Genomic DNA, 26,059 nt, shown 5'->3' on the forward strand with positions numbered 1-26,059 from the left:
AAAAACTACGAAGTTTAACTGGTAGGGAAGATAGGTCAAATTGTCAATGTTGAATTCCTATATCTTTAGATAGATTATGCTTTTTCCCCGATCAAGCGGCATGCTACTCCACCCCACATCCTTTCCCAGTCGATTTGGCATTGGGGACATGGGAATAGAAGCATATCGTTTTATTGACTTTTTAGTAGAGAGCGACCAGCAATACTGGCAGGTATTGCCGCTGGGCCCCACAGGATACGGCAATTCTCCTTATTCGTGCTATTCAGCAATGGCGGGAAATCCGCTGCTAATTAACCCAGAACTGCTGCGGGACCAGCAATTGCTCGCAGATGAAGACTTCGCTAATTTGCCAGAATTTCCGCTGGATTATGTAGACTTCGATCGAGCGATCGCCCTGAAAGTGCCTTTGCTCAAAAAAGCTTGCGAAAACTTCAAAGCCAAAGCATCCCCGATCCAGCAAAAAGAATTCTCAGGTTTTTGCGAAAGCAAAGAGAATTGGCTGGAAGATTACGCCTTATTTATGGCACTAAAAGATCACTTTGGCGGTGTTAGCTGGAACAATTGGGAGCCAGAAATTGCCCGTCGAGAACCACAGTCGTTAGAGAAGTGGCGGCAGCAGCTAAATGCTGAGATTTATTACTACAAATACGTCCAGTTTGAGTTTTTTCGCCAGTGGACGGAGTTGAAACGCTATGCTAATATGCGGGACATTAAAATTATTGGCGATATTCCGATTTATGTAGCTCACGACAGCGCCGATGTATGGTCTCATCCAGAAATATTTTGCTTGGATGAAGCCAGCGGAGAACCAGCTTTAATGGCGGGAGTTCCCCCTGATTACTTCAGCAATACAGGTCAATTGTGGGGCAACCCGGTATACAATTGGGAGAAGTTGCAAGCAACTAATTTCGAGTGGTGGGTGCAGCGTTTTGAAGCGATTTTCTCTTATGTAGACGTGACTCGGATCGATCACTTTCGAGGATTTGAAGCTTACTGGGCCGTGAAGCGCGGACAGGAAACTGCGATCGAGGGAGAGTGGATTAAAGCGCCGGGAACAGCTTTGTTGGATCTAATTAACGAGAAGTTTGGCAACTTGCCGATTATCGCTGAAGATTTAGGGGTAATTACTCCTGAAGTGGAAGCTTTGCGCGATCGATACGAGTTTCCAGGAATGAAGATTTTGCAGTTTGCTTTTGGCGCGGGCCCTGGCGATCCTTTTTTGCCTTTCAATTACGATCGCAACTCGGTAGTCTACACCGGCACCCATGACAACGACACGACTGTCGGCTGGTTCAATCAACTGCAAGACTACGAAAGAGATGAGGTTTTGCGTTATTTGGGCTGCATCGATCCCCAAGGAATTCACTGGTCTTTAATCCGCATGGGCTGGATTTCTATTGCTAATATGGCAATTGTGCCGTTTCAAGATTTGTTGGGTTTAGGTACTGACGCGCGGATGAATTTTCCGGGGAAACCAGAGGGAAATTGGGGATGGCGGTATCGACCCGAAGCTTTGAATTGGGAAGTGCGCGATCGGCTCAAAACTATGACTTACATCTCCGGGCGCGCTCCTAATAAACATTGATCGTCGGTAAGGGGTAGTTGGTAGTGGGTAATTGGTAATTGTTAAGGGGTAATATCAAATCTGTTAGCATCGGAATCATTCCTATCTCTCTACTCTATATCTGCGTGAATCAGCGTCAACCTATTGTCATCTGCGGTTAATACATTCTCTTTTTTTTACCGCAGATACAGGCAGATAAACACAGATTAACGCAGATGAATTAGATCAATTCCGGTTGCACCATCGGGAATTGTTGACGGTTGACTGGATTTGACTATTCCGATGCAACCGGGTTTGATAGAATGGGTAATTGGTAATTGGTAATGAGGGCATCAAGACGGACATTCTAATTAAAATCTGTGGACTGCCCCCTATTACCTATTACCAATTAACAATTACCAATTAACACTCAACCTTCATTCTTGGGTGGTACTGAAGGATTGAGTTCGTTGGCTTTAAAAACAACTTCTTTGGCGACTCCAGGATCTCCTAGTTGTTCGGCTTGTCCGTTATTAACAGCAACCATTACCCCGCCGGCGTTACCTGCTAGCACTACTAATTGCTTTTGAGCCCCCCAGGTGCGAACAGTCCCTGAAGGCAAAGTTCCCTCAAACTCTGTTTTACCATCGACTTCAACCTGCATCCACGATTCGGCTTTAAAAGTGACGCTAACCATTACTGGTTTATTGCCAGATTTATTTAAATTTTGACCGGTTCTTACTGCTTCGACAGCCTCGTAACTATCCGGTTTCTGATTTTGTGAGGAACTCGATGCCTCAGCAGCTAAACGAGCTTGTTCTTGCTGCCCAAGCGCTAGTTCTTCGGCTCCCGCACCGTTTTTTGCGGTAACAGAACCGCTCATCAACTGAGATAAGACATTGACCGAACAGATAATTAGAAATGTGTAAAAGAGGTAGAGGTGCATCGGCCGCAACTGAGGCCCATCTTGCCAAGATAGCTTGGTTCTCGATCGGGGCGCCGGTTCGATCGGGAAAAATTCGGCAAACTGATTTCCGTCCAAACCCATGGCTTCAGCGTAGCGCTTGATCAAACCCTGAGTGTAGACGGGTTCGGGAAGTTGGTCGAGTTGACCGTCCTCGATTGCTTGTAGCAGATTCCGCCGAATCATTGTTACCACGGCTACTTTGTCCAAACAAATCGACTGCTGTTCGCGGTACTGACGGAGTTGATTTCCAATTTCCGCTAGCTTCTTCTGAGCTGTTTCTGGCTCTTGGGAGTGCAGTTTCTGCTTAGTTGTTTTGAAGAATAAAAACAATAAATTCTTTGTCATATGCTGTGCTCCTGGGAATTTACTGGCACGCTTATTGATGTTAGGTTGACTAGATTCCATAAATAAATAATTTCCGCATCTTCTAGGGGTCGGCAGCAGCCTGGTGGCAATATTGGCGAACCAGGCCGCTGCAATTGAATCGGGCCAATGGCTGTGCGGTGCAGGCGCACCACGGGATATCCCAAGAGCTCGGCTGTTCGCCGAATCTGTCGGTTTCTGCCTTCTGATAGAATGACTTCTAACAGAGTTTGGTCTTGCGCGCGTTCTAGAACTTTAATTTTCGCGGGCAAAGTTTTTCTGCCGGACAAGATGATGCCCTGACGCCACGCTTCCAGTATGGGTTCCGGGGGATCGCCGCTCACCCAAACCTGATAAGTTTTGGCGATCGAGTGACGCGGATGGGTCAAACAAAATGTCAGCTTACCATCATTGGTAAGTAAGAGGGCGCCGGTGGAATCTGCATCTAAGCGTCCTACGGGGTGGATGCCTTGACCGGAGCGCAGTTGGGGTGGCAGCAAGTCGAGAACTTTCGATCGGGCCCTGGGATCGCTGCAAGTAGAAACTACGCCTGCCGGTTTGTTGAGCAACAGATAGACCTTTGCGGGTCGATCCGTTGGTTTCACCGGGACTCCATCGACTTGGATAAGATCGCGATCGGGATTCGCTTTTTCTCCTAAGCGAACAATATTGCCATTAACTCGGACTCGTCCAGCTACAATCATCTGTTCTGCAAGACGGCGAGAGGCAATGCCCCACTGGGCGAGGATTTTTTGCAGCCTTTCATCAGACATGACGGGAGTGTGGAAATCCCCAACGAGCGAACGGTGGGGAGGAAACACGACACGGTTAATTGATTAACCGTACTAGCAATGCTCAATTCCTGATTGGGAATAAATTATAATGCTGACCAATTATTACAGGACGCCCGGCGTGGCAAAGATTGTCCTTGTGCCCGGTGCAGATTGTCCTGATGGCATTACCCTGAATGCTGTGCAAAAACTACGAGGAAAAGACTCGCGGCAGGCACAGGTTTGCACCGTTGGTTTGCGGCTGGTTTGAAAGGTGTGGGTCTGACCCGACCATAAACCAACACTACCATAAATCCCGTACTGCTGGTTAAATTTATACGCTCGATCGCGAATTTTTCATCGGGATCGCACAACTCGTGAACTACCCCAATATTCCAAGGGGGGAAAGGTGAGAATTTTTCTGCTTCTGGCCTTGCTGATGCCAGATTTCTGCTTGGTTTTGCAGTTAATCGGACTTGTGTTCATCAACCCGGTTTCTAAGGAAAATCAGAGGTTGACAGCGGTATATCTGTGCAGAAACCGGGTTTTTGAGGCCGGATGTGCAAGTTCTAGTTAAATTTCTGTGCTTGAATATTAAGGTTTATCTTCTGAAATTGTTTATGACTGTCGATCAAAACTCTCTTCAATTTGACAATAGAGATGGGGCTGCTGGGTCTGGTGGGACTGTTAATCTGGGCGAGGAACCGGGGAAACCTTCGCCGAGTCAAGGCAGCCGGATAGCGAGCGCGGTGCTGTCTCCGGCGGTGCAGTTGTGGCTGCGATCGCAAGTTCAGCAGGTGGACGAGTTGAAGGTGAAAATTGAGGGAAGCGATCGACAAATCTTCAGCGGTGCGATCCCCAAAGTCACGGCTGCCGCGAGGGGTGCTGTGTATAAAGGATTACACCTAACTGAAGTTGCCATAGAGGGCTGTGGCATTCGCATCAACCTCGGTCAAGCTCTCAAAGGCAAACCCCTGCGCCTCCTGGAATCCGTTCCCGTGACAGGCGTTTTGAGGCTCAGCCAAGCGGATTTGAATGCGTCACTGAAAGCGCCTTTGCTTGTTGATGCTTTGAGCGAATTTTTGCTGCCAATGCTGCCACTGGCAGATAGGGAACAGTCGCTGAAGTTGCAAAATTCGCAGATTGTAATAGAGGCGGGTTTGTTGACGCTTTCGGCTGCTATTTTGCGCGCTGGCGGTAGCCAAATTCCTTTTGTATTGCGGACTGGTTTGCGGATAGCCAGCGGTCGCGAATTGATGTTTGAATCACCAGAAATCGAAATGGATGGAGAATTAAAGAGCAGTGATTTCAATGGTTTTAAAATTGATTTTGGGCCGGAAGTTGAGATAGAAGAGTTGATCTTGAGTCCGGGGGAGATTGTTTGTCGGGGAGGAATTAGAGTTTTGCCTTAGTTAATTAACAGTTGACAGTTAACAGTTGACTTTAACCTGCTTCCTCGGCAAAGCCTGGGAATATATACCGAATTCCCAATTCCCCATGCCCAATTCCCCATGCCCAATTACCGATTAATTAAAAAAGAGTCGATCGCGGGCAACAGTAAAGTCACAAAATAGTAGACTAACGGTGCGGTAAAAACATAACTGTCGGTGCGATCGAGAATGCCACCGTGACCGGGGATCAACTGTCCCGAATCCTTAACACCGGCGTCTCGCTTCATCATCGACTCAGTTAAATCTCCCAACAGGCTAGCAACGCCGATCAACAGACCAAAAGCAGCCCCAGTATAGGGCCACCCCGGCCAGTTTAAATACCAAGACCCAGCGACTGCCACGGCGATGCTGCCGCAAACTCCAAATACGGCACCTTCAACGGTCTTTTTGGGGCTGATGTGGGACAGGCTAGTGCGCCCGAAGAATTTGCCGACAAAATAAGCCCCAATGTCAGCGGCCCAGATGCAGAGGAAAGCCAGCAGCAGCGAAGTCAATCCTAAAGATATATGGCTAGAAGTTGTCCAAGATGGGGACGGGTAAATGTTAACCGGCAAATTGCTTGCTACTGCTTGCGAAAGTTGGGTTGTAGCAAGATTGCCTGGGTCGAGGCCTACTCGCAGCCGTACCCAATAGCTGGGTAAATAACCGCCGTAGAACAATCCTAAAACTGAGGAGGCAATATCGGCGATCGTCGATAATTTAGGTTGGAATAACAGGTAGAAACAGATTAAGGTTCCCGCTAAGGGGAACATGGCATCTACGAGTTCCGGTGCTAGGGCGGCAGTAATTAATAGCCCTTGACTTACGGCTAAGGTAGTTTTGGCAGCGGGTGCAATACCTTTAGCCCTGGCTAATTGAAAATATTCCAATTGACCTAGGTAGACGATGACTCCAAAGCCGACGGTGAAGTACCATCCGCCCATAATAATCATTCCCAAAGCAAGGGCGATCGCAACTATTCCACTCAGGATACGAGACCAAGGCATAAAATGAATTTCTCTTGCAGACGGCGGCGGATCATTCGATTTTGGATTTTGGATTTTGGATTTTGGATTGGAGATTTTGGATTTTTCTAGAGCACGAGTTGATCCCTTGCACAACTAATCCCCATCCCCCATCGGTCATCCAATATCTCAAGTCAGGCGGTCAATCCAGCTATGGTGGCCCCTATTCTTAAGTATGAAGGTTAAGTGAACTTAAAAAAGATTAAGAATTACAGAATTAATTCGTGTATCCGTGTCAAAATTCGTGTCGTGCCTTCTTCTTGCTTCTAATCGAGCTTTTCGCCGCTGAGAATAAATATGGGATTGACGGCGGCAAAGGTTTGACTGAGGCCGCGAGTCTCCAAGCGGTTGACGGCGGACTGGACTACCTCGATGTTGCGGACTTGCAACTCGGCGAACCCTTCGGAAAGGGCGTAAAGATTCTCTAAATTGGATGCTGTGGCGACAACTCTACCGTGAGGTGGCAAGTACCGCCAGACTTCTTGGAGAATCGCTTTAATGGGGCGACCTCCTTCGATGCAGACTCGGTGGGGGGGTTGGGGCAGGTTTGCAAGGCATTCCGGGGCACTGCCTTCTATGACTTCTACGTTGTCGATCTCGAATCGATCGCAATTTCTGCGAATCAAGCTTGCTACTTCTTCGTCCCTTTCGACGGCGATAATCCGACCTTTGGGACACAGCAAACCTGTTTCTACGGCGATCGTACCAGTACCTGCACCGATGTCCCACACCACTGAATCTGCTTGCAGCCGCAGGTGGGAGATTAACAGCAGTCGGACTTCTCGCTTACTCATGGGAATTCCCGGTAAACGTTCAAATAAGTCATCCGGGATGCCTGGAGTGACGTAGGGCCAAAGCATAGTTATATTTTTGATTTTTGATTTTTGAGTGAAGCAAGACGGCAGTTGGAACTCGCGGAAGAAGTAGGAATTCTCCCAATTTCCCCCAAGCCTTAATATTTACTGTCGCACAACCTTGAGAGTTTGGAGGTTTCTATCGCTACAACCTGTGATTTTTCCGCCGGCGGCAAGGATTTGTTGCAGGTAGTCAACGGCTGCTGGGGTAATGATTTCACCGGGCATCAGGACTGGTATTCCTGGGGGATAGGGACAGATGAGTTCGGCGCTGAGTCGATCGACTGCTTTGTCTGCTGCTACTGTTTCCCCTGGAAAAAAGAAAGCTTCGCGGGGAGAGAGGAGAGGGAGAATGGGAGAGGGGGGGAGTGGGGGATGGGAAAAATCTTCCTTTTTCCTTCTTCCTTCTTCCTTCTTCCTTCTTCCTTCTAAAAGAGTACAAGCTTTAACTAGATTGTCAATATCTGATTCTGTATTTCCCAAGCTGATAATAAATGTTAGATGTTGCGGCATTGGTAATTCTGCGGTGACTGCGAGTTCCGAGTGCAGAATTTCATCGGCGACAAATCCTGTGATTCCTAAATCGGATACTTTTACTGTTAGCCTGGTTCTGTCTAATGCTGCAAAACCGGGTGTATTTAACGGTTCTAAAACTGATAAGCCGGGAATTTGACTGATGCGCGATCGCGCTTTTTCTGCTAGCTGTAAAGTTTGCGCCATTAATTCTTTGCCGTGGAGTGCGATTTGTTGGCGGGCGGCGTCTAATGATGCTAATAGTATGTAACTCGGACTTGTGGATTGTACTAGCTGCAATGCTTTATTTATTTTTTGGATATCTATGCGATCGCCCTTGACGTGCAGCATCGATGCTTGTGTCATTGCACCGAGGGTTTTGTGGAGTGATTGTACTGTTAAATCGGCGCCGGCTGATAGTGCTGGTTCTGGCAAGTTTGGATGAAAGTTAAAGTGCGCGCCGTGAGCTTCGTCTACTAATAACGGTATGTTGTATTGATGGGTAATTTGGGCGATCGCCCGCAAATCCCCGCAGACGCCGTGATAGGTTGGGTAAACCATCATTACTGCTTTGGCGTCGGGATGTTGTTCTAATGCTGCGGCTGTGGCTTCTGGGGTGATGCTGTTGGCAATATCCCAATCCGGGTTGTACTCTGGATTGACAAAAATTGGAATTGCACCAGATAAAATCAAACCAGAAATCGCCGAGGAGTGGATATTTCGAGGCAAGATAATTTTATCGCCAGGGCCGCAAGTTGCTAAGATGGCGGCGATTATTCCGCAAGTCGAACCGTTGGCCAAAAACCGAGTTGATTGAGCTCCAAATGCTGCGGCGGCTAATTCTTGAGCTTGGGCAATTGCACTTTCTGGGTTAAAGAGATTGTCTAACTCCGGCAATTCCGGCAAATCCGATCGAAATACTGCTGCACCGAATAAGTCAATTAGGGGTTGAGAGATTCCTTGTCCGCCTTTGTGTCCGGGGGCATAAAATGGGGCGTGCGGATGATTTGTGCGATCGCGCAAGGCATCTAATAGAGGCGTTTGTTGTTGAGAGTTTGCTGGTGACACGCTTAATCTTGATTTGAATATTTGGAATTATAGCAACTGCCGAGGTTTCACCGGACGTTATTAATTGCTGAAACCCTTGCTGGAAATTCCGCGATCGCATCGACTGCTTCCTTTTTCCTTACCGGCTTTTTTGATAATTGCTGGAGCTTGTGAGAGGAGTATATCGGAAACTTGGGTAACTAGCTTAATAGTATGTTGAAAAGCAGCTACTCCCCTGATTTTTCCCCCTTTGGGAATGATTTTCGGCAATTGAACCTGCGGGAAATTCATCTTCACCTAATGGTGGGAATTCTAAGCCGCTTGCTAAGGTTGTGGTTTTAGCATTAAGCAAGCCAAATACCGTGACTAGATGACCTCGGCGAAGCAGTTCGCAGCCTAATGTTGTCATGGGATTGAGAGGGCCGGTTTCGGCTGGACAGATAATGCCGAACTGTGTCATGAGTCAAGGCTCCGCGTGAGTTTAAACTTGTTTTTATTGTAGTGCGATGAGCGGTTTTTGTTGGGGGGTTGGGGGGTTGGGGCGATCGCGCCTCTAGTTAACGCCATCAAAAGGAATAGATTGGTTTTGGTTAATGAGCTCTTGAAGTTTAAGACCGGATGCTTCGCTGGACATCCCGCAAGAGCGCTACAAACCACAATCCTTAAAGCGAGTAAACGCAGTTGCTAGAGCTTCGTTGCCATTAAAACCAGTCCATCCAGGCAGATGCCCTTCAGGGGCAGTCTTGTCGTAGTTAAGACCTTCGGGGTGCGCTCGCCACTTGTCATTTTCATCAATCCAACCCACTGTTTTGGCGAATTCGTTCACATCTCTATTCCTTTCCCAAATGCCTCCCTGAATTTTGAAACCGAAGTGTCCGTGACTATTCTTCTCCCAGTAATCATTAATCTTTTTCAAATTTTGACAGCTAACTTTTTCCCAGCTTTCTCCGTTAAATTTGCGTTCGTCTCTCCGATTAGCCGCCTGAAGCAATAGCTGGGTTGTTTCTTGTTCTGCTTTCTCCCAGTCGCTTTTTTTCAGGGCAGCTTCTAGTTTTGCGTAGTTTAAGTCACATTGTGGGTCTAGGCGAAGAAAGCACCGGAATTCTGGGACTATTAAAGTAAGTATTAATGCCCCAACTCCTACAACTAAACCCCCCACTCCAATAACGGTTTCTGATTTCATAAAATGACCTCCATGATATTTAAAACAGATGGTGAATTGTGGTATTTTTCAAGCAATGGGCGCTCGCCATTCTGCGTAAGTCCTGCTACAGCTACTTGAAGGCTAGGGGTTTAATCTCATCACAAAGATGGCGATCACTTTTCTCAACATTGGGATTATTCTTGAGATAGTCACGCACCCAATCACAACCTCGCTCCATCAACTCATCAAAAGATTCAATTCGCCACAATTTAGGATTTCCTTCATCTCCAGCAGTAGCCAGTAGCTTTCCATCTGGGCTAAAACTGATGCTTCTAATCCAACTAGGATTTCCTTTATATCCAGCAGTAGTCAGTAGCTTTCCATCTAGGCTAAAACTGATGCTTCTAATCCAACCTTGATCCATTTTCCATGTTGCTAAAGGTTCGCCCTGCAAGTTCCACCAGCGAACAGTACCGTCCAATCCTCCAGTAACCAGTTGCATACCATCTGGACTAAATTGGACTATTGTTAGTGAATTTTGCTCTCCTGCCCATACTTTCACTTGATGTAGCAATCGTCGCTCCTGCTTTATCAATGGCTGACTCTGCAAATCCCAAAGGCGGATTTTGCCATCATCTCCAGCAGTCGCCAATAATTTGCCATCAGCCGTACAACTAATGCTGCGTAGTCCGTTTGGATGTCCTTGGGCTGTTTCTGCCAAATACCTACCCTGCAAGTCCTGCAAATAGGCTTTGTCACCTTTAGTATTGTCACCCATGACCACTCGCTGACCATTGAGTTTACAGCTATCGTTATTGACGAGTCGATCGTCTTTCCTTGGTTCGAAAACCTGGCCTTGCAAATTCCACCAGCGGACTGTCCTATCTTCTTCTTGACTAGCAACTCGTTGACCATCTGGGCTAAAACTGATGCTTTTAACCTTACCTTGATGCCCTTTCAATTCGGCTAAGTATTTATCCTGTAAGTCCCACAAGCGAATAGTATCGTTGTCTCCTGCGGTAGCTAATAGCTTGCCATCAGGACTAAAATTGACACTTCTAACTGGCCCTTGATGTTTTGCTAAGTCTAACGACGATCCTGCTGATAAGTTCCACAAACGGACATTACCATCTCCTCCCGCCGTAGCCAGCCATCGATTATCTGGGCTAAAACTGACGTTCCAAGTTGAGTTATCGAGCTGCGACAGTTCTTCATGCTGTGAATTTTGTAAGTTCCACAAGTGAACATTATCATTATCTCCTGCGATCGCGAGCATTTTGCCATCGGGACTAAAGCTGACACTCCTAAGCTTATCTTTGTGCTTGGGAAATTCTTTCAATAACTTACCTTGCAAGTTCCACAAGCGGGCAATACCATCAGCTCCGGCGGTAGCCAATTGTTGTCCGTCTGGGCTAAAATTGACGTTCCAAATCCAATTATTTTCAGGTTCTGGCAATTTTTTCGCCTTACCATCCTGTAAGTTCCACAGGAGAGTACCTTTCAATCCTGCGATCGCCAATAGCTGACTTTTAGGACTATAACTAATACTCCTAATCCAACCTAGGCCTGGATTCAATTGTTTCAAAAAATTACCCTGTAAATCCCACAAGCGGACAGTGCCTTCTTCTCCTGCGGTAGCGAATTGCTGACCGTTCGGGCTAAAACTAATGCTCGTGATTTGACGTTGTTCTTTTTGGCATTTTTTCAACAATTTTCCATGCAAATTCCAGAAACAGACCGTACCGTTATCTTCAATGGTAGCCAGGAGAGCGTCCTTCGGACTAAAACTTGCAGTCATGCTACTAACTTGGTCTGAAAGTCCTTTGATACGGTTGAGTTCTTTGGCAGAATAAACGGCATTTTGTAAGGTTAATTTCACTTGGTTTTGGAGTTTAAATTCTGACTTAAATAACTGAAAACGAGGGTCTTGTAGAGACTTTCCTGCTCGCAAGCTATCGATTAAGGCATCGAGGTCTTTGTTTAATAGCAAATTCGCTTCTGAGGCTTGTCTATAAGCGCGGACTTTACCCTTTTGTGCTTCTCGATTAGCGTTTCGTGCTTCTTTATAATAGATCGCAGCCCCAACACTCAACACGCTAAATATTGCGAATAGGGCGATCGCACCACTCCACCACACACGACGATTGCGGTGTTTTCGCTCGATGCTGTGGTACACAAACTCAGCTTCTAGCTTGTTAAACCAAATTTCATCTGAATTGACTTGCTCTTCCAATAAATCGAGCCGAGGATTTGTATGCCAAAGAAAGTCTTCTCGTTTATCTTGACCATCCTTTTGTTCATCCGATGTTCCCTGCCACAGTCTAACTAATTTACCAATAACTTTGTTGCTCAAATTTTCGGAAAACTCTAAAGTGCGATCGCAGCAATCAAATAAAATTTCAATATTTGCTTGAAAACCGCTCGGCTGAGCTTCTTCTTTCTTCTTCCATTCTTCGGCAGCATCTGTTAGTTTGCGCAGCAAGATTAACTTTCCCTCTTTTTCATGTTTCCACTCCTGAAGCTTCGGCCATTGTCGCACTAGAATATCGTGAGCCGGTTCAGTATATATATTGCCGTTGATATCTTTTCCTCTCACCAGCAATCTCGCCGCACAAAATTGTTGAATTACCTCTTGAACTCGCGCATTTTCTTCTGGTTCTGGATACTCTAATTCAGCATCTAGCACTTGTCGGCGAGCCAACTCGCTGCCGCCAATCGCCACCATCCGCAGCATAACATTGCGAATTGTTTGAGAGTAGGCATTATTCTTCTTTACTAATTTAGTATATTCATCATTGGCTCTATTGGTAAGACTTTTTGCTACTCCTCCCAACTCATCATAATCTGCTTGATTCATGGCTCGATTATCTGTTTTCCCTTGTGCCACACCTTCGATATATTTAAGATAAAGCTCGCTGAGGGTGAAAGAAAGTAAAGGTAGACCTCCCGGCATTTGCATCACTTCATAAATTAAGTTCTCTACTAAATCTTGCGGTTCAAAATAAATTTCTTTATCTCTCGTAGGTTCCACAATAATTGCCCGCAGTTCCTCTCGCGTTATCGTCGTTTTTGACAGCCGATCAAATTTTGCAGCTTCCCAAAATGGCGCTAAAGCCGTATTGCTGAATCGATATTCAAAATCGTCTCGCAATGTTACTACAATTCGCAGGCTATCGGGAAATGTTTCAAGTGCCTTGGCGAATCCCTCCAAAAACATTTCTCGCTCTTGGTTGTCCGAATTGCCAGTAAATAATTCTTCAAACTGGTCAATTACCAGCAGCAATTTGCAACCACTATACTTTTCGCTCCAGACAGTTAAGTTTTTAGATAAATTTTCCCAAACTTGTTCGTACCACCCAGTATGGTTGGCATTTGAATCTAAACAATTCAGCTTGCAAGCCATTTCTAAAATGGGAAAACCAGCTTTTTTTAGTGAATCGTTTAAAGCGTAGAAGGGAGACTTTTCGGGACGAAATGCAGGTAGAATGCACCAAAATTTACTTTCTTTTAATTTCGGAATTAATCCAGCTTTTACCAAACTAGATTTCCCCAAACCCGAAGCACCCAAGACTACAGTTAACTGATGTTTTTCGACAAATTTAACTAGCTCTTCTGTCAAAGCAGTTCTGCCAAAAAACTTGCCACTATCTTCTTCATCAAATGAATCTAAGCCTTTGTAGGGATTAGTATTTTCAGTGAGAATTGGGGCTGGGGGCAATCCCTCGCGATCGAACTCGGGCAGGGGAAAAATATACTGTCCATCGTTGTGACGCCCGAAGTCACAAATACCGGCAGTTTGTTTGGCATTTTTTTTTGCTAATTCGCGGTCTAAATAAAGATAGAGTTCTGTGGCCGCGATCGCGCCGTCATTGGTCATATCGGCTTCTCCGTTTAGCCCCTGCAATAACAGTTCTGCAAAGGGAGAATGACCTGAAATTTCGCGGTCCAATTTTCCAAAACGATGGGATGAATCGGCTGCTTTTTCATCGTGGGCGGCTGAGGTAATTACTTGCATGGCATAACGGGAGGTGTAGCGATCGTACCTTTCTCGGTATAGTTTTTGCGCTCCTACAGCCTCTCGTTTGCGTGTCGCCCAGCGAAAAGTCCCTGCTTTACAGCAGTCGAGGATGATTAATATATGGCGGCAAGGTAATTGAAGTAGGGCATTGTGGAGTTCCACCATCTTCAGCCAAGTAGCGCGATTATCTTGCTGTCCGTCTTGGGGTATTAAGTAACCTGCCGGCCCTTCTGAGGTATCCAGCGGATCGGGGGCCTCACCGTGTCCTGCAAAATAGAATAACAGGCGATCGTCCGCTTCAACTTTCACTTTTTTTCCGTCTGGAAAAGGCACTATTTTCTGTTCAAAAGCTGTCAATAAATCGTTCAGACGAGAGAGAGTTGCATCTGAATCCAATAACAGCAAAACTTCGTATTGATATTTTTCTGTCAGCAGTTCAGCCATCTTTTTAGCATCATTAACAGCATTTTGCAGGGGGGGAATCCCCTTAATATATTCGTCAATACCGATAATTACTGCTAGAGAACGTTTTAATTCAGGCATAAATAAATTTCCCCTAACTACTTGCAGATTTATGGGTTGAATTGGTAACTGCTAACAGTGGAGGCAGCTATCCATTGCAACGAAATATTAAATTTATAGCTGTATGGTTTTCTGAAAATTCTAGCCTTTTATCGCCATCAAAAATCCTGCTATTATCGCAGATAAAAAGGCAACAACAACAAAGTTAACAACAGTAATTCCGAGAAGAGAAAACAAAAGATTACAAGAATATTTGAACCGAGGTGAACTCCGCCCTGAATAACCATTGATTTTAAATAGTTGTGTTGGTATATTCCACCATGTGACTTTTAATTGAAGCGCTAATAAAACAAGAAAACTTAAAAGTAGAATAACAAACAATTCTGAAGGTATTTGTAACTGAGAGTTCTCAGGAAGGCTCATCCAAATTATTAAGGAAGTTACTAGAGAAAATAAACCTTGCAAGTATAATCCATAAGCTCCCTCAAAAAAAAAAAAAAGATACGCTTTCCTGGCTCTGTCTATCTTAGAAGGTGACAAATCGTTTTTCTTGAGCGATGCTTTTGCCAGAAGAGAAGCAAGTAAAGTGAGTACAAAAGGAGCGACAAAAGCACAAAGAACTCCAAATGTTCCTTGAAACAACTCCCCAAACTTGTCATTTTCTGTTCCATACAACCAGTCAAGAATTTTTACGATCGCCACAGTAGGTAAAGCAGCAAAGACGCTTTCCTGAATATTGAAGTATAAAGGCTCGAAGTAACCTCGATCGCGTAGTTCTTTAATGTTCCATTCGTATAATTTATCTCCAGACAAGATCGCTTTTTGTGTTTTCCGAAACTTTTTGAAGTCAAAAAAGTGTTTAAAAGGAGAAGCTTCTTCATCAGTAAAGATATTTGGTTCGCGTTCGTGATTCATATTAACCCCTGTTACAGTTGATTAGCATCGGTTTATTTTAAGCAGTGTATTTACTCTTCGTCTATTTGGGAAATAGTAGATTTTGTTAGCGTATATATGTTGCTATTTAAGCTAGGAGAAAGTGCCAGTGCTAGTGCATCTAAGCCAGCTTTCTCGGTAAAATAGCCCAGGTGATTGCAAGCCGCATCTGGCAGTAATATTGTGGGTTGAGGAGTGCGATCGCCTTTCACGCTTTTGATACTGGCAATACTAACGGCAATATCATTAGGTTGACTGAAAAATGTCCAATCTACAACTCGATCTACACTTTTACCAAACAGCTTTTGTACCAGTCGCTGTATCGAACTAGATTTCTTCTCCGAATCGACTTTTTTAGCTTTGGCAACAATCGAGCGATCGCCTGCAATAATTGTATAAGGAACTCCGGGGTCTGGATTTTCTGCAAGTTCTTTGAGCAACTGGGAATCTGGCTGCATTTGGTCTAGTGCGCGATCGTTTTCTTCTAGATATTCCAGCAATTGAGCTACTACTTTCGTAGGCAAAAAGATTTCTGAAAGTTGATTTAATCCGATACCGAGAAGTGTAAAAACTAAATCCTGTACGGTTGGCCAAGGAGAACCAGCATTAGGCGTACCTAACATAATTAAATGCTGTACGACTTGATTTCCCCCTTCGCGTTCGATAAACCACCGCGAAACCAAACCTCCCATAGAATGGGCTACAATATGCAACTCTTTGCCGTGGTTTTTTCCCAAACCTACTTCTTGCAGCAGCTTTCCTAAAAGCTGCCCATTCTCTTCAATTGTCGTGTGAATGTTTTCGTAGTCAAATGTCAAAACGAGGTCATATAGTTCTCTGATTGAACGCTCCTGACCCTCAACTTCAACTACCGCTTTTTTGATGCTGGGAACCAGACTTTCAGTGTCGCCAATAATTCCGTGAATGTAAAGGATAATTCGCCGAGCTTCTGTTACTTTCGATTTAACTATCTCCCGATTTTTGTCGTAAGTAACTTGACCAGTATCGTCAACATCAGCTACAGCCAAAATCGGATACTCAAAAGGTCTGCCTAGTTTTTGATGGGCTACCTTTTCCATGAAAATCCGAATTGAACCTTGCAAGCTGCGACTGTTAACTGTTGATGTTGGTTTGGCTAAACGTTCTAGTGTAATCTCTATCTTGTTGTTGCCAACCTTTTTCCCTCGTCCTAATGGCAAGAAAAATTCACCGTCGTAAGCAAAAGGCAAAAGATGTTCGTTATCGGCTAATTCGGTATTAACTAACAACTTGAGAGGAGATTCTGGCGTGACAACCGTATAATCTTCGACATCGCTTAGCTCAAAAGCACTTAAACCAGGGTCAGTACCTCGGCTAGTAGTAAAATAAAACGACTGAGTAATGCGAGGCTGTTGTCGCAAAATCGAAGGTAAAATCAAATTCCCTAAATCTCTACTAGCTTGCGGTACAGTTGTGAGATTTGCTTTTGCTTTCAAAGTCGGATGAGGTTGCACTTCAACAGCACCATTTTGCAAGAAAGTGCTGCGATTAGGTGTAATTGATTTAGCATCCAGGGGTCGCACAATTGTAATCGCGACTTCCTTCGTCATCCAATTATCGTAAGTGCCTGTAGCCTTCACTGCTTCGCGGGTATGGACTCCCTGCATTAAACGATCGAGAGTTCCTTGACTTTCCGCGATCGCACGATTGGCAGGAGGAGGATTTAATCCATCTTGTTCTAGAGAACTTGCATCAAATTCGGCGGTACTGACAATTAATTTTAAGATATCTTTGTACTCAGTAGTACCTCGGTCAAAAAATCTATCTGGTACTTGAAAATTCATTGGATCGCTGGCGATTTCTGTGCAGCATTCTGTTCCTTTTGGGTGCAGGATAATGCTGCTTGTACACTCAAAAAATGGTACTTCGATTGCAAAACTTTCTGAAAGGTCTAAAACATTGCAATAAAGCTTTTGATTGCTGTGATTTGTCAGTTTAATTTGCAGAGTTGGCGCTTGCCATTCGCCGTTTTCATAAATGTACTCTACGCGCATTTCTGATGATGGTATATCTCCATCTTCTTCCTCCGGTGAAGATTCTTGTTGCCCAGAGAGGAGGATAATTTCCATTTCCACATCATCGCTGTTAATGCTGCTGGTAGCGGGACTGGAAAGATTCAGAATGTTACGCCAGCGGGCTATATGTTCTAAACGAACGATCGCTTCAAAAGCATTTTGATCGGTGTAACTTGCATCTTCTTCAATCTCTTGGGGGATTGGGGCTACTAAAGGACGATCGTCTTCTGGCTGGAAAATCCAATATTGACCGTTTTTAGCTAATAGATGATAATCGGCTGATTTGGATTCCTCTACTTGACAAATGTACAGTGAATGCTGGTTGCCTGCTGCTGCGGTTAACAGTGCTTGCTGCGCTAATTCTACACCTGCGATTTCACCTTCATCGCCTTTAATATAAATTTTTAAATGTGGCAAAGGTAAGCTGGTGATTACTGCCCAATAGCTTTCTGTTTTTGATAGTTGATCATTGCCAGTAATAATTTTTACCTTGCTGCGTTGCTGCTGTACTTGAATTATTTTCGCTTCACCTAATGCGGCTGAAAGTTGGCGCAATTGTTCGGCTGTGCTGCCTGCGGGAAAGAAGGCTAATAATGTATCTCCGCCATCCGAGGGTTTAGGAATAGCGTGGAGAGCACCTCCATCAATTACCCAACTATTCTGATTTTGGCTGTGAGTTAAAGTGAAGTAAAAAGGACGTTCTTTAATTGCACCGCCCAAAAAAGGTTTGTTTAACTCTTTTGGATTAGTTGCTTCCACTTGCGGCGACTGTTCTTTGACTTTTCCACACACCAGTGCGTTAATATTTCTCGCTAAATCTCGATAGGTTATATTGCCATTTGTCCGCTGCAATGCTTGCAGGAGGAAGTAAGAAAAAGCTCCTCTGTGTTGACCGTCTTCTACTTGATACTCTTTTGCCAGTTCGTAGTCTCTACAGGCAGAAAACAGGATATGTTTTCCCTTTGGTAATACTACGCCTGTCGTCTTCTTTTCCAGATAGACAGGAGAAGTTAACATTTCTTTTAATGCTGTTTGGTCATCAGCAAAAAGAAAACTGCTTAAAGGGCGATCGCGCGTGTCTACAGGCGATCGTCTCACTCCTATTTCTTGAGATAAATCTCTAGTTCCCGCACCGGAGTGACAGCAGTCTAAAATAACCAGAACTTGGGGATTTTTTTCTCCGACTTTGGAGATGAGGTAAGCTAATTCTTTGTCTGCTAAATCGCGGCTGCCATCCGTGCGACTGTCGTAGCAAACTAATGTTTCGTTGAGACGGTCTGGTTCTAAGTCCCAAAATTCTTCTGGTGCTTTCTCTTGAGCGCCATGACCGGAATAGTAAAATAATACAACATCATCGCGATCGGCGTTGCACAAATGTTGCTGGAAGCCACTGATAATTGCCTGACGAGTAGCATCCCGATCGAGAAGTATCCAAGGTTGGTTGGTAGGCTCTACCAGTTTCCAATCGCTATAATTAGCAATTCGCTCCCGGAGATATGCTTCTACTCCTTTAATGTCATTGACGCAACCTTTTAATGAGGAAATTTTTGGCTCGGAATTGGGATTGTAGTTGTCAATACCGACCAATAGTACGTAGATGTTTTTAGCCATAAATATTTTGTTTTTTAGCGTATTTTGCTTTGTATTAATCGCTAATTACTAATGGTTTCTCTCACAATATAATTAGCTATTAACAATATTAAGGAACTGGAAAATGACACCAAGTCTCGCCACCCACATCCCAAACAGCTCGAAGGTCGGAATAAGTGTAGCGAACATCTCCACCGCTAGCGTTATTGTCATATCCACCCTGATAACCTAGCCATTTGCCATAGGGATCGTTACAGATCCAAACCCCCTCTGCATCGTCATAACCTTTGATGACAATGATATGACCGGAATTCGTGAAATAACCGTGAACGATGACTGGGTTTTCTTTCGCCAAATGCTGTTTGATTTCCTGCTCTGAGGTCACGTTCTTAAAGTAAGAATTTTGAAGCTTGCCGTCACCATATTTTTGACCCGATTCTCGGAGCAGTCGCATCAAGAATTGTGGCTGATGGCGACTACAATTAGCACCGCCGAACCCATATTCTGCATCCCAATCTAAAGTTTTTTGGTAAAGTATGTCTTCAAGCTGTACGTCGTTGTTAATATCTTCTTTCGTGCGATAATCTACCCCGTAAAACTTGAGTACCATTGCTAGGGAAGTTACATTGCAAGCCCCATAAGGATTTTCTAAATTATTAAGTTGAGAATGGTAAGTGACTTTTAAATTGACTTTGGAAGGCAATACCGGCGGGTAATGTTGAGCTACTGAATCGCCTCGCGAAACAGCAGTTAAGGAAATTTCAACATCATCGCCAATGCAGTAATATTGCTTCGGGGCTGTTTCTACTGAGGAACTGTCGAACTCATCGAGGAAAACCCGAATATACTTACCTTGCAAATTAGGGGTGTACGCACTGATAAAAATTTCCTCTCCGGCTTTGTAATTGAGGATTTGATCGGGAGATAATAGTGATGTTTCGAGTGGGCGAGCTTTCAGCAGCGAATTGTCTTTAAAACGCAATGTATATTCTAGGGTGTTCATTCTTTACCTCGTGAACTGGTAATGATGTTAGGTTCAATCGTAAGAGAGCAATCCCCAAAAAGTTCCTAGCTTTTAGTTGAGTTTTAAATTAGCCAAAAGGCCAGCTCCTAACTGGCCGTAAGTACAGGACAGAAACTGTACTTTTGGCTAGGTGTCTTCCAAAACTACACGCTAGCAAGGCTTTTCGGAGGGCGATCGATTTTAGATTTTAGATTAAAGAATTGCTCCCACGGGCTGTAGCGATCGCAGGTGATGAGTAGGCTACGCTTTTTTCAAGGGTTCACGGCCTGTACCGGGGGGCTGTGACCAAATTGCTTCCGGTCAGCATAAAAAATCAAATACAGATAAACCCGGTTGCTTTCGTCTACTCCAAAAAGCTGATTAAAAAAGGTGCAAAATATCAAATTTAATAAATTTTCACTATTTAGATAGATGTCGTATTTTTAGTTTTTTATCTAGCATGATTGTATCGAGTTATTAATAGAATTGCCGTGATTTTTCCTAACCCTACTCCGTTTCCAGGCCCGCAGATTCCCAGTACCGAACCGGGGCTGCCGACTATACCCGCATCGCCACCAGTGCCGGGTCCCGTTCCCGAACCGATTCCCGGGATAGTACCGGAACCGGTACCTGCGCCAATTCCCCAGCCAATTCCTGAACCGGTGCCGGAAACTGTACCCTCTCCAATTCCTCAGACAGTGCCGGAGCCTATTCCTCAGACAATCCCTGAACCTGTATAAATTATGTTTTAGTCGATCGCGAAATTTAAGATTGTTTGTGAGGTCGATCGCAAAAACCGACTTTCTCCCAAGTCCCCAATCTTTTTGATGAATATCAGACTTGAAAAAACTCGGTTTTTGCGTAGATTATCGATTAATTGAAGTTGAGCGCAGTCTCTTTACAAACGTCAACAGCAGCTAAATCAGTCGATCTGCCGTCAGCGTATTCGGCCCTGACATCAAAAACACAGCCCGCATCCGAGTCCACGTAGTCAGCTTGATCCCACTGAAACTCTGCCTTTTCCCGATCGGCAATCGGGGCGTTTAACTCGTTTTTTCCCCAAGTATCCTGATCGGGAGGAGACATATAGACGGCTGTCATCGTCTTGCCGCTGTTGTTAATTACCGAAATTGTGACCGTCTGAGCGAAAACGCTAGCTGCTGTGAGCGCTAAAAGAGGCAGCGACAGCCCCACAGCCATCGTTACTTTGCTTAACCACTGGTTAACCATTGAGTCATCTACCTCAAGTTGTATATTTATTCAAGCTTAGCTTTAGAAGTTAGAAAGCACAAGTCAGATATATTGCTATTGCTTATGATATTTTGAAACAGTGATATGTTTCTAAATAGCTATGCTTACTGCCGGAATTGTCGGACTGCCTAATGTTGGCAAATCTACTTTGTTTAATGCTCTGGTTGCTAATGCCAAGGCGACTGCTGCTAATTTTCCTTTCTGTACGATCGAGCCAAATACGGGTATCGTGGCAGTGCCAGACGAACGGTTGAAGGTGCTGAGCAATATTTCCAATTCCGTGCAAACTGTGCCGACGCGGATGGAGTTTGTGGATATTGCGGGTTTGGTGAAGGGGGCGAGTCAGGGAGAAGGACTGGGAAATCAGTTTTTGTCTCACATTCGGGCCGTAGATGCGATCGTCCACGTTGTCCGCTGTTTTGAGAATGACGATATCATTCACGTTGCGGGTTCTGTCGATCCGATCCGAGATATTGACATTATCAATCTCGAATTAATTCTAGCAGATTTAGCTCAAATTGAACGCCGGCTCGATCGCACTCGCAAGCTGGCCCGCAACAACAAGGAAGCTCAGGCCGAAGTGGATGTGCTCGAAAAATTGGTCGCTGTTTTGAATGCGGGGAAACCGGCGCGGCAGTATAATTTCACAGATGAAGAAGCTGAATTAGTTAAAGGTTTGGAATTACTGACCAACAAACCAATTATCTATGCTGCTAACGTATCTGATGACGATTTAGCAACGGGAAATAGCTATGTCGAACAAGTGCGGGAAGTAGCAGCTAAAGAAAATGCTAAGGTTGTCATAGTTTCGGCGCAAGTTGAGTCAGAATTGGTGGAGTTATCCGAGGAAGAACGAACGGATTTCCTAGAATCTCTGGGGGTAAAAGAAGGGGGCTTGAAATCTCTGATTCGAGCTACTTACGAATTATTGGGTTTGCGGACTTATTTTACTAGCGGCCCGAAGGAAACTCGCGCTTGGACAATTATTGCGGGAATGTTAGCACCGCAAGCTGCAGGGGTTATTCACTCGGACTTTGAACGGGGTTTCATCCGGGCCGAAACTGTGAGTTATGAAGATTTGGTTGCTACGGGCGCGATGAATGCAGCTAAGGAAAAAGGCTTAGTTCGCAGTGAAGGAAAAGAGTATGTTGTACAAGAGGGGGATGTGCTGTTGTTCCGATTTAATGTTTAGCTTTTTTAAGGAGATGAACACATGGATATCGTTTCGCTGGCAATTGCTTGGCTGGTAACTTCGGTGAGTTTTTTTATTATTTCCAAGTTGCCGATCGGGGTGGACATTGACACTTTTGGAAAAGCGATGATTTCGGCGGCGGTTTTTGGATTGCTGAATGCTTTGGTGCGGCCGCTTTTTGTGGTTTTGGGTTTTCCATTGGTGTTGGTAACTTTTGGTTTGTGGATAATTGTTATCAACGCGATTATCTTTGGATTGGCGGCTTGGCTAGTGGATGGATTTCGCTTGCGGTGGGGAATTTGGAGTGCTTTGCTGGGTGCTATAGCCCTCGGTTTTATCAACTCTTTGCTTTATGAGCTGTTGCGGACTCTGCCTAGTGTAAGATAGAGAAAGGTAACGCGCTGGGCGGAAGGAAGGGGCGGGTTTATTCATCCTGTTAGTTATCGCAAATATTTCAGGTGAAACCCGCCCCTAATGCAAATATTTTAGGTTTAATTCCCCCATATCAGGTATGTATTTTTTGGTAGTGGTTGAGTTTTTAGCCTTCGCAGTAGTCGATAAATTGCTCTGGAACTAGGCGCAATTCGCCCGATCGAAAGCGCTCGATCGGCATCCAAAGTGCGGTAAATACCCACTCTCCGTCTGCAAAAGCTAGACTTTCCAATTGATAAAATTTGGGATCGACAAATTCGCACTGATAAAGTTGTATTAGCTCGTGTCCGGCTTGGCCATTAAAAATAAAAAAATTTTCCAAACAAGCCAAATATTTGATATTTGTTAACTCGGCTTTAATTTCTTCTTGAAACTCTCTTTGCAAAGCGTCGATACTGTGTTCTCCGAATTCTATGCCACCGCCCAGAGCTCGGTAAAATGTCTCTTGTTTGACCGGATCTTCGCATTGTGACACGAAAATGCGATCGCCCGATCGAATTAATCCTAAAACAATTAGGCGAATTGTACCTTTTTGCATAATTAGTCATCAGTCATTAGTCATCAATCATTAACTGGTTCCTAGGCTATGCCTAGGAATCAATGTCCAGAGGCTCTGCCTCGCTTTCGGAGCAGCAAAATAGGAGGCAGAGCCTCCGGGTATGTGTTACCAGGCAGAGCCTAGTAACGAGTAGAATCCGCCCCTAATGAGTAATCACTAATCACTAATTATCAGCAGCAAAAGTCTCTCGACGGCGACTGGTGTCAACGGGCCAGTTTCTATTTTCCCCGCCAATAATGAGTTTTTCAATGGTTACGAATTCTTTGCTGAGTTGCTGGAAAACATTAATCAAAACATCGAGGCCAATTGCATCGCTAGTGCCCAAATCAAACCAGCAGCGAGCCCAAGAACCTTGATACTCCATTTCTCCCATATTGTGCATCAAAGCCATCATGCTTTGGTCGGCTAGATTAACATCGTAATTCATCTGACTGATATCTAAGCCTTCATCTTGAACTTGCAAATTTTCCGCATTAAATCCTCCCAGTTTTCCCAAGAAAAACCAAGAGTCAAAAACTTCTTCAACATACTGTTTTTCACCGTTTGAAGGCACGTTGCTGAACTTCAGCCAAATCCAGAGGTCAAAGGGGTTAAACTCGCGAAACTCTACTTGCATCAATTTTTTCAAAGAAAGGGAATGGAATTGCAGGAATTGGATTGCAGGAGAGAGGAAAATTGGGAGAGAGGGAGACAGGGAAAATTTTCCTCCTGACTCCTGACTTCTGACTTCCCCTCTCACTCTTTTTATAGTGGTGGTAAGGCTGCCGGCCCCCAGACTCCATCTGCATCTCTGATTTTATCGCGCATCGGGTCGCAGGCGCGAGATTGGCTGTCGAGACGGTTACGGGTTCTGCACTGCTGAAAGAAGATGTCGGCTACTAAACTGCGCGGCAGTTGGTCGGGTTTTGCTAAGGCTGCGTCGAAGTTTTTTCGGGCTTCCTCAAGTAAGGTTTTGTTACCGTCTTTTCCCTGGGATTGGGAAAACAAAATTTGTGCTTTTAGATAGAGAACTTCGGGATTGTTTGGCGTTTCTGCTAGGGATTTGTTCGCAAATTCTAAAGCGCGATCGTACTTTTTCAAGTCTCTATACCCTACTGCCATGCCGCGATAAGCTAAATAGCGGGGAGAGGCTTTTTGTTCGAGTCTTTGAATTGCTTCGTTGGGGTTGGAAAAGGGCAGGTTTGTGGCTAGCATTAAGTCCATGTAGCCTTTGATTAGGTTTAGTTCTGGGTCGTTGGGGGCTATTTTGTCGGCGGCATCTAGGTATTGAAATACTACTCGCAATTTACTCAAAGCTTGGGGCGCGCCTTTGGCGGTTCCTTCTTTGGCTATAATGTTCGCCCCTTCTAGAAAGTGACCTGCTGCTGTGTAAATATTGCCGCGCAATGGATTAGTTTTTGCCAATTTTTCGCCTACTTCGCGGGTTTTTTGCGCGTAGGAATTCATCGAGTTTAAGTCCTCCTCGATGTATGAGATGGAGGCTGCCATTGCATAGGCTAGCGGCTCGTTTGGTTCGGCTGATAGTGCTTGTTGAATTTGAGTTTTTGCTTGTTTGTAGTTTCCTTGCTGAAACATTGTTTTGAAAGCGGTTTCGGTGTTGGGCCCGATCGCCTGCGGGTTGCTGCTGCGAAAGGGATCGCCCGCTAATGCCGAGTTAATGCAGATGCTGAGGGCGATCGCCAGTGCAGGAGCGATCGCCCGCACTGTCTGTTTAGAACTTAACATTTGCTTGCCAAGCGATGCTAAAGGGGTTTTCGTCATCGTCAATTCTCTCAATGTAATATACTGTATACTAGAAACAAGAGAGTTAAATTTTCCGACTTTCGGGCCGCGACCAAACAAAGAGTGAAATTTGCTTGATTTTTTAGGGTTTTTGAGGTACATTTTAATAATGTAAGTGTGACTTATAATAGATTAAAGGACAGTTTTTCATTATTAGAATATACCATGAAAAAGCAGAAAAATCAAACACCAATCATGAAAAAAAGGAAATTTTTGTTAAGATTTATGTAAAATAATTGTGTGCCATCGACCCCACCCAAAAACAGCCTTAACTATCAATAGCACAACCAGAAGTTCCCCGCTCCAACAATAACTATTTTTCTGATTGTTGACTGTTGAGTGTTAAGAACTGCCAACTGCCAACTGCCAACTGCCAACTAACAACTGCCGTTAATGCTTTATCTAAAAAACTTAGTATATCATCCCACCGCCTGTCCGAATCCTATTCTGAAAAATATTAACTTAGAACTGCCCTCGCAGCAAATGGGGCTGATTGTGGGTCGCAGCGGTTCTGGCAAAAGTACGCTATTAGAAATATTAGCAGGTTTAGCGGAAAAAACTAGCGGGGACATCCGTTGGCGGGAACAAGAATTAACACCGGAACACTTGCAACAGTTAGGAGGTTTAGTGTTCCAGTTTCCAGAAAGACATTTTTGCGGCGGCACAATTTTAGAAGAATTACGGTTGGGTCATCCTGAATTGGGACAAGAACAAATTAACTCAGCAATGGCAGAAGTGGGACTAGGACATTTGCCGCTGCGCGCTTCTCCCCACGCTTTGAGCGGCGGACAACAGCGGAGGGTAGCCCTGGCGGTGCAGCTAATTCGGCAGCCGCATTTGCTACTTTTGGACGAACCGACGGCGGGTTTGGATTGGTCGATGCGTCGGCAGTTGGTAAGCTTGTTGAGTAAGTTGAAAAGTCACTGGACTTTGTTGATTGTAACTCACGATGCTAGCGATTTGTTGAGCGTTGCTGACCGATTTTGGACTTTAGACCACGGGGATTTGCAGGAGGTCGATCGGTCTAAATTAGAAGCTAAGGAAACGAGTTTTGTTAGTCATTAGTC

22 protein-coding genes are annotated in these 26,059 nt (G+C 44.8%); 7 read left to right on the forward strand and 15 right to left on the reverse strand.

Going from position 1 to position 26,059, the window contains the following annotated elements:
* Nucleotides 1-76: 76 nt before the first annotated feature.
* Nucleotides 77-1,585 carry a 4-alpha-glucanotransferase gene (gene malQ, locus QUB25_RS11435; protein WP_333061693.1) on the forward strand — a complete coding sequence of 503 codons (1,509 nt, stop codon included), beginning with the start codon at nucleotides 77-79 and terminating at the stop codon, nucleotides 1,583-1,585.
* A gap of 388 nt (nucleotides 1,586-1,973) precedes the next feature.
* Here malQ and QUB25_RS11440 read toward each other — a convergent pair whose 3' ends face one another.
* Both QUB25_RS11440 and QUB25_RS11445 read right to left on the reverse strand, forming a co-directional pair.
* The gene (locus tag QUB25_RS11440; RefSeq protein WP_333183410.1) at nucleotides 1,974-2,855 is read right to left on the reverse strand and encodes a RodZ domain-containing protein; all 882 of its coding nucleotides are present in this window, start codon (nucleotides 2,853-2,855) and stop codon (nucleotides 1,974-1,976) included.
* On the reverse strand, nucleotides 2,852-3,646 hold the full coding sequence (locus QUB25_RS11445) for a pseudouridine synthase (RefSeq protein ID WP_333038391.1): 795 nt from the start codon (nucleotides 3,644-3,646) through the stop codon (nucleotides 2,852-2,854). Before QUB25_RS11445 ends, QUB25_RS11440 begins: the two co-directional genes overlap by 4 nt.
* A gap of 109 nt (nucleotides 3,647-3,755) precedes the next feature.
* Here QUB25_RS11445 and QUB25_RS11450 point away from each other — a divergent pair, with 109 nt between their 5' ends.
* Together QUB25_RS11450 and QUB25_RS11455 are read left to right on the forward strand one after the other, a co-directional pair.
* Nucleotides 3,756-3,914, forward strand: coding sequence for a hypothetical protein (locus QUB25_RS11450; protein WP_333038389.1), 159 nt, complete (start codon nucleotides 3,756-3,758; stop codon nucleotides 3,912-3,914).
* A gap of 349 nt (nucleotides 3,915-4,263) precedes the next feature.
* Complete coding sequence (locus tag QUB25_RS11455; RefSeq protein WP_333183411.1) at nucleotides 4,264-5,055, forward strand: DUF2993 domain-containing protein; 792 nt, start codon at nucleotides 4,264-4,266, stop codon at nucleotides 5,053-5,055.
* Between the two features lie 107 nt (nucleotides 5,056-5,162).
* Here the strand turns inward: QUB25_RS11455 and QUB25_RS11460 are convergent, their stop codons facing one another.
* From QUB25_RS11460 to QUB25_RS11500, 9 genes are all read right to left on the reverse strand, one after another.
* A complete protein-coding gene (locus tag QUB25_RS11460; RefSeq protein ID WP_333061698.1) occupies nucleotides 5,163-6,080 on the reverse strand; it encodes a phosphatidate cytidylyltransferase in 918 nt (305 codons plus the stop codon).
* Nucleotides 6,081-6,364: 284 nt separating this feature from the next.
* Nucleotides 6,365-6,958: a precorrin-6Y C5,15-methyltransferase subunit CbiT gene (gene cbiT, locus QUB25_RS11465; protein ID WP_333183412.1), complete on the reverse strand. Its 594-nt coding sequence runs from the start codon at nucleotides 6,956-6,958 to the stop codon at nucleotides 6,365-6,367.
* A 99-nt stretch (nucleotides 6,959-7,057) separates the two neighbouring features.
* Nucleotides 7,058-8,533 carry an aminotransferase class I/II-fold pyridoxal phosphate-dependent enzyme gene (locus QUB25_RS11470; RefSeq protein WP_333183413.1) on the reverse strand — a complete coding sequence of 492 codons (1,476 nt, stop codon included), beginning with the start codon at nucleotides 8,531-8,533 and terminating at the stop codon, nucleotides 7,058-7,060.
* A 184-nt stretch (nucleotides 8,534-8,717) separates the two neighbouring features.
* Nucleotides 8,718-8,972 (reverse strand): hypothetical protein, encoded by a 255-nt coding sequence (locus QUB25_RS11475; RefSeq protein WP_333183414.1) that lies wholly within the window; start codon nucleotides 8,970-8,972, stop codon nucleotides 8,718-8,720.
* A gap of 186 nt (nucleotides 8,973-9,158) precedes the next feature.
* The gene (locus QUB25_RS11480; RefSeq protein WP_333183415.1) at nucleotides 9,159-9,695 is read right to left on the reverse strand and encodes a GUN4 domain-containing protein; all 537 of its coding nucleotides are present in this window, start codon (nucleotides 9,693-9,695) and stop codon (nucleotides 9,159-9,161) included.
* Nucleotides 9,696-9,786: 91 nt separating this feature from the next.
* Nucleotides 9,787-14,217: an nSTAND1 domain-containing NTPase gene (locus tag QUB25_RS11485; protein WP_333183416.1), complete on the reverse strand. Its 4,431-nt coding sequence runs from the start codon at nucleotides 14,215-14,217 to the stop codon at nucleotides 9,787-9,789.
* Between the two features lie 120 nt (nucleotides 14,218-14,337).
* Nucleotides 14,338-15,111: a hypothetical protein gene (locus tag QUB25_RS11490; protein WP_333183417.1), complete on the reverse strand. Its 774-nt coding sequence runs from the start codon at nucleotides 15,109-15,111 to the stop codon at nucleotides 14,338-14,340.
* Nucleotides 15,112-15,161: 50 nt separating this feature from the next.
* Nucleotides 15,162-18,794, reverse strand: coding sequence for a caspase family protein (locus tag QUB25_RS11495; RefSeq protein WP_333183418.1), 3,633 nt, complete (start codon nucleotides 18,792-18,794; stop codon nucleotides 15,162-15,164).
* Between the two features lie 88 nt (nucleotides 18,795-18,882).
* The gene (locus QUB25_RS11500) at nucleotides 18,883-19,776 is read right to left on the reverse strand and encodes a C39 family peptidase (RefSeq protein ID WP_333183419.1); all 894 of its coding nucleotides are present in this window, start codon (nucleotides 19,774-19,776) and stop codon (nucleotides 18,883-18,885) included.
* A gap of 491 nt (nucleotides 19,777-20,267) precedes the next feature.
* Here QUB25_RS11500 and QUB25_RS11505 point away from each other — a divergent pair, with 491 nt between their 5' ends.
* Nucleotides 20,268-20,516, forward strand: a complete 249-nt coding sequence (locus tag QUB25_RS11505; RefSeq protein ID WP_333061712.1) for a gamma-aminobutyric acid A receptor, epsilon-like protein — start codon at nucleotides 20,268-20,270, stop codon at nucleotides 20,514-20,516.
* 133 nt (nucleotides 20,517-20,649) lie between these two features.
* Here QUB25_RS11505 and QUB25_RS11510 read toward each other — a convergent pair whose 3' ends face one another.
* Nucleotides 20,650-21,006, reverse strand: a complete 357-nt coding sequence (locus tag QUB25_RS11510) for a hypothetical protein (RefSeq protein WP_333061713.1) — start codon at nucleotides 21,004-21,006, stop codon at nucleotides 20,650-20,652.
* 121 nt (nucleotides 21,007-21,127) lie between these two features.
* On the opposite strand from QUB25_RS11510, the gene ychF reads away from it, so the two are divergent.
* Entirely contained in the window at nucleotides 21,128-22,219 is a 1,092-nt protein-coding gene (gene ychF / locus QUB25_RS11515; RefSeq protein ID WP_333061714.1) for a redox-regulated ATPase YchF, read from the forward strand.
* A 21-nt stretch (nucleotides 22,220-22,240) separates the two neighbouring features.
* The gene (locus QUB25_RS11520) at nucleotides 22,241-22,606 is read left to right on the forward strand and encodes a phage holin family protein (protein WP_333030414.1); all 366 of its coding nucleotides are present in this window, start codon (nucleotides 22,241-22,243) and stop codon (nucleotides 22,604-22,606) included.
* A gap of 151 nt (nucleotides 22,607-22,757) precedes the next feature.
* On the opposite strand, the gene QUB25_RS11525 is transcribed toward QUB25_RS11520, so the two are convergent.
* From QUB25_RS11525 to QUB25_RS11535, 3 genes are all read right to left on the reverse strand, one after another.
* Nucleotides 22,758-23,189 carry an NUDIX domain-containing protein gene (locus QUB25_RS11525; RefSeq protein ID WP_333183420.1) on the reverse strand — a complete coding sequence of 144 codons (432 nt, stop codon included), beginning with the start codon at nucleotides 23,187-23,189 and terminating at the stop codon, nucleotides 22,758-22,760.
* A gap of 184 nt (nucleotides 23,190-23,373) precedes the next feature.
* Nucleotides 23,374-23,826, reverse strand: a complete 453-nt coding sequence (locus QUB25_RS11530; RefSeq protein ID WP_333038358.1) for a DUF3531 family protein — start codon at nucleotides 23,824-23,826, stop codon at nucleotides 23,374-23,376.
* Nucleotides 23,827-23,954: 128 nt separating this feature from the next.
* Nucleotides 23,955-24,971 (reverse strand): Sll0314/Alr1548 family TPR repeat-containing protein, encoded by a 1,017-nt coding sequence (locus tag QUB25_RS11535; RefSeq protein ID WP_333038355.1) that lies wholly within the window; start codon nucleotides 24,969-24,971, stop codon nucleotides 23,955-23,957.
* A gap of 414 nt (nucleotides 24,972-25,385) precedes the next feature.
* On the opposite strand from QUB25_RS11535, the gene QUB25_RS11540 reads away from it, so the two are divergent.
* On the forward strand, nucleotides 25,386-26,057 hold the full coding sequence (locus QUB25_RS11540) for an energy-coupling factor ABC transporter ATP-binding protein (protein ID WP_333038351.1): 672 nt from the start codon (nucleotides 25,386-25,388) through the stop codon (nucleotides 26,055-26,057).
* Nucleotides 26,058-26,059 lie beyond the last annotated feature (2 nt).

This window comes from Microcoleus sp. B3-D7, from assembly GCF_036705305.1.
GTDB lineage: Bacteria > Cyanobacteriota > Cyanobacteriia > Cyanobacteriales > Microcoleaceae > Microcoleus.

Coding starts and splice junctions, on each gene's coding strand:
- QUB25_RS11485 (WP_333183416.1), bottom strand. CDS start 14,217: ATGCCTGAATTAAAACGTTCTCTAGCAGTAATTATCGGTATTGACGAA.
- QUB25_RS11495 (WP_333183418.1), bottom strand. CDS start 18,794: ATGGCTAAAAACATCTACGTACTATTGGTCGGTATTGACAACTACAAT.
- ychF (WP_333061714.1), top strand. CDS start 21,128: ATGCTTACTGCCGGAATTGTCGGACTGCCTAATGTTGGCAAATCTACT.
- QUB25_RS11460 (WP_333061698.1), bottom strand. CDS start 6,080: ATGCCTTGGTCTCGTATCCTGAGTGGAATAGTTGCGATCGCCCTTGCT.
- QUB25_RS11535 (WP_333038355.1), bottom strand. CDS start 24,971: ATGACGAAAACCCCTTTAGCATCGCTTGGCAAGCAAATGTTAAGTTCT.
- malQ (WP_333061693.1), top strand. CDS start 77: ATGCTTTTTCCCCGATCAAGCGGCATGCTACTCCACCCCACATCCTTT.
- QUB25_RS11540 (WP_333038351.1), top strand. CDS start 25,386: ATGCTTTATCTAAAAAACTTAGTATATCATCCCACCGCCTGTCCGAAT.
- QUB25_RS11475 (WP_333183414.1), bottom strand. CDS start 8,972: ATGACACAGTTCGGCATTATCTGTCCAGCCGAAACCGGCCCTCTCAAT.
- QUB25_RS11450 (WP_333038389.1), top strand. CDS start 3,756: ATGCTGACCAATTATTACAGGACGCCCGGCGTGGCAAAGATTGTCCTT.
- QUB25_RS11510 (WP_333061713.1), bottom strand. CDS start 21,006: ATGGTTAACCAGTGGTTAAGCAAAGTAACGATGGCTGTGGGGCTGTCG.
- QUB25_RS11445 (WP_333038391.1), bottom strand. CDS start 3,646: ATGTCTGATGAAAGGCTGCAAAAAATCCTCGCCCAGTGGGGCATTGCC.
- QUB25_RS11525 (WP_333183420.1), bottom strand. CDS start 23,189: ATGCAAAAAGGTACAATTCGCCTAATTGTTTTAGGATTAATTCGATCG.
- QUB25_RS11440 (WP_333183410.1), bottom strand. CDS start 2,855: ATGACAAAGAATTTATTGTTTTTATTCTTCAAAACAACTAAGCAGAAA.
- QUB25_RS11500 (WP_333183419.1), bottom strand. CDS start 19,776: ATGAACACCCTAGAATATACATTGCGTTTTAAAGACAATTCGCTGCTG.
- cbiT (WP_333183412.1), bottom strand. CDS start 6,958: ATGCTTTGGCCCTACGTCACTCCAGGCATCCCGGATGACTTATTTGAA.
- QUB25_RS11520 (WP_333030414.1), top strand. CDS start 22,241: ATGGATATCGTTTCGCTGGCAATTGCTTGGCTGGTAACTTCGGTGAGT.
- QUB25_RS11480 (WP_333183415.1), bottom strand. CDS start 9,695: ATGAAATCAGAAACCGTTATTGGAGTGGGGGGTTTAGTTGTAGGAGTT.
- QUB25_RS11490 (WP_333183417.1), bottom strand. CDS start 15,111: ATGAATCACGAACGCGAACCAAATATCTTTACTGATGAAGAAGCTTCT.
- QUB25_RS11530 (WP_333038358.1), bottom strand. CDS start 23,826: ATGCAAGTAGAGTTTCGCGAGTTTAACCCCTTTGACCTCTGGATTTGG.
- QUB25_RS11455 (WP_333183411.1), top strand. CDS start 4,264: ATGACTGTCGATCAAAACTCTCTTCAATTTGACAATAGAGATGGGGCT.